General features: G+C 55.3%; 6 protein-coding genes. 5 read left to right on the top strand and 1 reads right to left on the bottom strand.

Going from position 1 to position 5,557, the window contains the following annotated elements; all coding sequences use genetic code 11:
• Nucleotides 1–10: 10 nt before the first annotated feature.
• Genes JX360_RS18160 through recD2 form a run of 3 tightly spaced genes read left to right on the top strand, consistent with a single transcriptional unit; the run spans nucleotide 11 to nucleotide 2,698 of the window.
• Nucleotides 11–94: a hypothetical protein gene (locus tag JX360_RS18160; protein ID WP_425244331.1), complete on the top strand. Its 84-nt coding sequence runs from the start codon at nucleotides 11–13 to the stop codon at nucleotides 92–94.
• Nucleotides 70–456, top strand: a complete 387-nt coding sequence (locus tag JX360_RS16965) for a sensor histidine kinase (protein ID WP_341830574.1) — start codon at nucleotides 70–72, stop codon at nucleotides 454–456. The genes JX360_RS18160 and JX360_RS16965 overlap by 25 nt, the downstream gene beginning before the upstream one ends.
• A 7-nt stretch (nucleotides 457–463) precedes the next feature.
• On the top strand, nucleotides 464–2,698 hold the full coding sequence (gene recD2 / locus JX360_RS16960; protein WP_244353323.1) for an SF1B family DNA helicase RecD2: 2,235 nt from the start codon (nucleotides 464–466) through the stop codon (nucleotides 2,696–2,698).
• On the opposite strand, the gene JX360_RS16955 is transcribed toward recD2, so the two are convergent.
• Nucleotides 2,684–3,046, bottom strand: a complete 363-nt coding sequence (locus JX360_RS16955; RefSeq protein WP_244353321.1) for a hypothetical protein — start codon at nucleotides 3,044–3,046, stop codon at nucleotides 2,684–2,686. The two genes, recD2 and JX360_RS16955, sit on opposite strands and share 15 nt — an antisense overlap.
• 177 nt (nucleotides 3,047–3,223) lie before the next feature.
• On the opposite strand from JX360_RS16955, the gene JX360_RS16950 reads away from it, so the two are divergent.
• A complete protein-coding gene (locus JX360_RS16950) occupies nucleotides 3,224–5,071 on the top strand; it encodes an ABC transporter ATP-binding protein (RefSeq protein ID WP_279611597.1) in 1,848 nt (615 codons plus the stop codon).
• A gap of 98 nt (nucleotides 5,072–5,169) precedes the next feature.
• Complete coding sequence (locus JX360_RS16945) at nucleotides 5,170–5,397, top strand: hypothetical protein (protein ID WP_244353319.1); 228 nt, start codon at nucleotides 5,170–5,172, stop codon at nucleotides 5,395–5,397.
• Nucleotides 5,398–5,557: the final 160 nt, after the last annotated feature.

Raw genomic sequence — 5,557 nt, 5'->3', positions numbered from 1 at the left:
CAACAACCGGATCAAGGTAATCAAGCGACAAGGGTATGGGTTTACCAACATTACTAACTTCAGAGCCAGATTATTAGCAGCTTTCTGGCCTTAGTAATCCTTGATCACCATAAGTCCAGGAGAGCCGAACAGATTCAGGTTGTGGTCTACCCAACGGATTCCTCGCTTTTCATTAAAGTAATCAATACGGGCATCCAAATTCCTGCGGAAGAGATGCCTCGTATTTTTGAGAAATTCCATCGAGTTGTTGCATTGGATCGCTACCATCAAGGGGGAACAGGTTTGGGGTTGCCCCTGGTAAAAAAAGCAGTAGAAACCTTGGGTGGACAAGTCACGCTAGAGTGCCAACGCAATTCCACCTGTTTTCAGATTGAGTTGCCCTGGGATCCCTTCCATTCTCTGGAAAAAGCATTGCCTGGGGATCCCCTGGCTCTGGACAGAAGTAGCTCTCAGTAAACAAAGCATGAGCGAAAAAAGCTGGGCCACCACCGCAGAACTGGAAGGCATCCTGGAGCGCATCACCTACCATAACCCTGAGAATGGGTATACCGTCGCCCGATTGCAAGTCCGCGGCCAAGAAGACTTGGTGACCGTGGTGGGCTATTTTCCGCACATCCAACCGGGGCAAACCCTAAAACTGTGGGGATCCTGGAAAGAACACCCGCAATACGGATGTCAATTTAGCGCCGACCGTTTTCAGGAAGCTCAACCGGCCACCCTGACCGGCATTGAAAAATATCTCGGCTCCGGTCTGATTAAGGGAGTGGGGCCGGCCACCGCCAAGCGGATTGTGCAACACTTTGGCCTGGAAACCCTGCAGGTGATCGAACAGCAGATTGGTCGTTTGCGGGAAGTACCAGGGGTGGGATCCTACCGGGTGCAACGCATCGAACAGGCTTGGCAAGAACAAAAATCCATTAAAGAGGTGATGCTGTTTTTGCAATCCCATGGGGTGAGCACCACCCATGCCGTCAAGATTTTCAAAACTTATGGGGATGCGGCCATCGCCACGGTACAACGCAACCCCTACCAACTGGCGCAGGATATTTGGGGCATTGGCTTCAAAACCGCCGACCAGATTGCCCAAAATCTAGGGATCCCTGCTGACAGCGATGCCCGACTGCAAGCCGGCCTCAGTTATGCCCTGCTCACCGCCACCGAAGAAGGCCATTGCTATCTGCCGATTGAGGCCCTGATTACTCAGGCAGCCGCCCTTTTGGGATTAACCGACCAAGCCGGGATCCGGGAACGTCTGCGGGAAAATGCCCGCCAACTGGTGCGGCAAGACCAAATCAAAGCCGAAAAACTGCCGGATGGCTCTGCCGCCTGCTATCACCCCCCCCTCTATGTGGCTGAGGTAGGCTTGGCAGATTTACTTCAGCAACGGCTGGGATCCCCCTTACCCGTCGATCGGGAGCGCGTTCACCATTGGCTGAGTCGCTACACCGAGCAACAGGGGATCCAACTGTCGGATCAGCAATACCAGGCTGTCCTGATGGCGGCACAGCAGCCCATCCTGATCTTGACGGGTGGCCCTGGCACCGGCAAAACCACCACCACCCGCACCATCACCGCCCTCTGGCGAGCCATGGGCAAAACGGTTCTCCAGGCCTCTCCCACCGGACGGGCGGCCCAACGCTTGGCGGAAGTAACCGGACAAGAGGCGAAAACCATCCACCGCCTGCTGGAGTTTGACCCGCGCCTGATGCGCTTCAAGCGCGATCTCGACAATCCCCTTGTCACGGATGCGGTGGTGATCGACGAGGTGTCAATGATCGATCTGGTGCTGGCTTACCACCTGTTCAAAGGGATCCCGCCCCAAGCCCAGGTGCTGCTGGTGGGCGATCCAGATCAACTGCCCAGTGTCGGCCCCGGCCAGGTTTTAAGAGATTGGATCGTCTCGGGACGGATCCCCAGCGTGCACCTCACCCAGGTGTTTCGCCAAGCGGCCCAAAGCCAGATCGTCAGCAATGCCCACCGCATCAACCAAGGGCGCATGCCCCAATTTGGTAGAGATGGCGCTCCGCGCCGTGCGGAGCACGATTGTCAGTTTGTCGAGGCCATTGAACCGGAAACAGTAGTGCAGCAAATTCAAACCCTGATTACAGAAACCTTGCCGGCCCAAATGGGAGCAGATTGGGATCCCTTAGAGCAGCTCCAGGTGCTCTGCCCCATGAACCGTGGCTTGGTGGGGGCCAACCATCTGAACACCGTCCTGCAAGCGCTACTTAACCCCCCGCAGCCCAACCGCACCCAACTGGAACGGGGCAAACGGCTCTACCGCGAAGGGGATCGGGTGATCCAGCTGCGCAACAACTACGATTTGGGCATCTTCAATGGTGATCTGGGCCGCATCGGCAGCATTGACCTAGAAGAACAACAGATGCACATCGACTTCGGAGGTCGTCTGGTTCCCTACGACTTTGCCGATTTGAATGAACTGGCCTTGGCCTATGCCATCACCATTCATCGTGCTCAAGGCTCCGAATATCCCGTCGTCATCCTGCCCATTCACACCCAGCATTTCCCCATGTTGAGCCGAAACCTGCTCTATACCGGCCTCACCCGTGCCAAGCAACGGGCCTGGTTGGTGGGCACCTCAAAAGCCATTGCCATTGCCGTGCGGCAAGTGAACGCCCAGCGCCGCTATACCCATCTGGCTCAGCGCTTGCAGTCTGCTCGGCTACTGCCGCAGTAGGAGAAGGATCACCCCGGCAATCACGCTAATAGTGGTCCCGGCAATCAAGGTGTTGGCCCGGTTGGCGGAGTCCTCGGCAAACTTAAAGAACCGTTCATCCCACCGCTGCACCTCTTGCCGCAGCCGTTCGTCGTTCTGTGTAATCTGGTTATCCAGTTGGCCAACACGATGCTCTAGCTGACCCACTCGCTGATCCAACTGGCTTACCCGCTGATCTAGCTGACCCACTCGCTGATCTAACTGGCTTACCCGCTGATCCAACTGGGCAATGTCTCGCGCCACATCCGCTCGAATCAGGCGCACTTCGTTTAAGACATCTAAAAGGGTCGGTTCTGCGGAGTTACTCATCAGCTTGCATCGAGTTAAGTCGGAGCTGCCTCCATTCTCTCCTGTCCGTTCACCCCCGGGGATCCCGACCGCAAAATCCATTCAACTCAAACATCGCGCACCTGAACAATGCAGGCCCAAAAGAGTCTGCTAGGCTAACTTAAGCTTTACCTCGGATTTCAAATTTTCCGCCGGGTTATGACCGACACCATTCGCCTGTCCTCTCTAGCGCCCTCCACGGCAGCCCAGAAGGGATCCCCGCCGCCAGTCCGGAAACCTCATCCCCTGTTGCGCTTGCTCAGCTATGGACGGGCTTACCATCGGCAAATGGGGCTAGCCACCCTCTGCTCGGTCTTGAACCAATTTTTTGACCTGGCTCCTCCGTTTATCATTGGCGCTGCCATCGACATTGTGGCCCAGCGAGAAAGTCGTCTGATCAACTGGTTCACGGTTGGGGATCTGGGGGATCTGCGCACCCAGTTTTTGATCTTGACGGGCCTGAGCTTTCTCATCTGGTGGTTGGAGTCGGCCTTTGAGTATGCCTATGCGCGGCTGTGGCGGAACCTGGCCCAAAACATCGAGCATGATCTGCGTCTAGATGCCTATAGCCACGTACAGGAGCTGGAGACCGCCTACTTTGAGGAGCGCAGTAGCGGCGGCCTGATGGCCATTCTGAATGACGACATTAACCAACTGGAGCGATTTCTGGATATTGGCGCCAATGAGCTGATCCATGTGGCTGCCACCATTATCATCATCTCCATCGCCTTTGTGCTGTTGGCTCCCGGCATTGCTTGGACGGCTGTACTACCCATGCCGTTTGTGATTTGGGGATCCCTGATCTTTCAGCGGTATTTAGCGCCCCGATATGCGGAGGTGCGGAGCAAGGTGAGCCTTCTTAGTGGTCGCTTAGCCAACAATCTAGGGGGCATGACCACCATTAAGAGCTTTGTAACTGAAGACTATGAAGTTGAGCGCCTGCGGGCTGATAGCGAAGCATACCGCCAAAGCAATTTTCGGGCCATTGCCCTCAGTGCCGCCTTCATTCCCCTGATTCGCAATGTGATTTTGCTGGGCTTTGCGGCAACGCTGTTGTTTGGGGGGTTCCAAACCGCTGATGGCCTGATGTCGGTCGGGGTTTACAGCATGATGGTGTTTCTGATCCAGCGGCTGCTCTGGCCCCTCACACGCCTGGGGGAAACGATGGATCAATATCAACGGGCCATGGCCTCTACAAATCGTGTGCTGGATCTGTTGGACACCCCGATTCAGATCCAATCGGGCACCACTCCCCTCGTGAAGGAAAAGGTCAAGGGGGAGATCGTGTTACAGGATGTCACCTTTGCCTATCACGACCGCCAGCCCATTATCGAGCGATTGCATTTGCGGATCCCGGCAGGCCAAACCATTGCCATTGTTGGAGCCACAGGGTCTGGCAAAAGCACTCTGGTCAAGCTGCTGTTGCGCCTGTACGAAATTCGCTCTGGTGTGATTACTCTGGACGGTATTGATATCCGCCAACTGCAACTGCGGGATCTGCGGCGGGCCATCGGTTGGGTGAGTCAAGATGTGTTTCTATTTCACGGCACGGTAGGGGAAAATATCGCCTACGGCAGCCCTGGTGCCACCCTTGAGGAGATTGTGCAAGCCGCCCAACTGGCGGAAGCCCATGAGTTTATTGAGACTTTGCCCAGAGGGTACGACACGATTGTGGGAGAACGGGGTCAAAAGCTTTCCGGCGGTCAACGGCAACGGCTGGCCATTGCTCGTGCCATTCTCAAGGATCCACCGATCTTGATTTTGGATGAGGCCACCAGCGCTGTGGACAACGAAACGGAAGCCGCCATTCAACGCTCACTAGAGAAGATCACCCGCAACCGCACCACCATTGCGATTGCCCATCGTCTTTCTACCATTCGAGATGCAGATCAGATCTATGTGATGGAACAAGGTCGCATTGCTGAATTTGGGGATCATGATGCGCTGCTGGCCAAACAAGGTCTTTATGCAGCTCTCTGGCGGGTACAAACCGGCATTCGCCTGTAAATTCCCCTTGGGTGTTGCACAGCTTGAAGTCTATCAACGTTCCCTGACAGCAGATCCCGTGCCTCTAGTTAAGATTGATACAGGATAGGGGAAGCAACATGACACGTGAACAGCAAGAAGAGTTGGAACGCATTCACCGAGCGCTCCTATGGAACAACCTCAAGCAACGGGTGGAACACGCCCAGTCGGATCCCTCTCTGTTGGCCCTGCTGGCTCGAGAAGCACTTGAGCTGGGTTTTGCTTTGCCTGTTTCCTCTGTCCAGTCGATGTTGGATCCCCATGCTGATCCACCCCGTGGTGGTACTGGCCATCAGCGTGCCCAGTGAGCCTTACGAAAAGCAGCGTAAAGCCCCCGGTTCCTAACCGGGGGATATAAGCGCACAGGCTGAATTTATTCAGCAACAGAAATAGTACATACAATAGTCCCCATGAAACGGGTCACCACGACACTCAAGCTCAAGTTTCTTGACCTCAATGCGGTCAAAG

It is taken from the genome of Thermostichus vulcanus str. 'Rupite' (assembly GCF_022848905.1).
Taxonomy (GTDB): Bacteria; Cyanobacteriota; Cyanobacteriia; order Thermostichales; family Thermostichaceae; genus Thermostichus; species Thermostichus vulcanus_A.
Note: the sequence above shows the minus strand (reverse complement) of the source record. Positions and strands in the feature narration are given on the sequence as shown.

Bases quoted from the DNA above. Each gene is read 5' to 3' on its own strand.
- recD2 (WP_244353323.1), top strand. From the start codon at position 464: ATGAGCGAAAAAAGCTGGGCCACCACCGCAGAACTGGAAGGCATCCTG.
- JX360_RS16955 (WP_244353321.1), bottom strand. From the start codon at position 3,046: ATGAGTAACTCCGCAGAACCGACCCTTTTAGATGTCTTAAACGAAGTG.
- JX360_RS16950 (WP_279611597.1), top strand. From the start codon at position 3,224: ATGACCGACACCATTCGCCTGTCCTCTCTAGCGCCCTCCACGGCAGCC.
- JX360_RS16945 (WP_244353319.1), top strand. From the start codon at position 5,170: ATGACACGTGAACAGCAAGAAGAGTTGGAACGCATTCACCGAGCGCTC.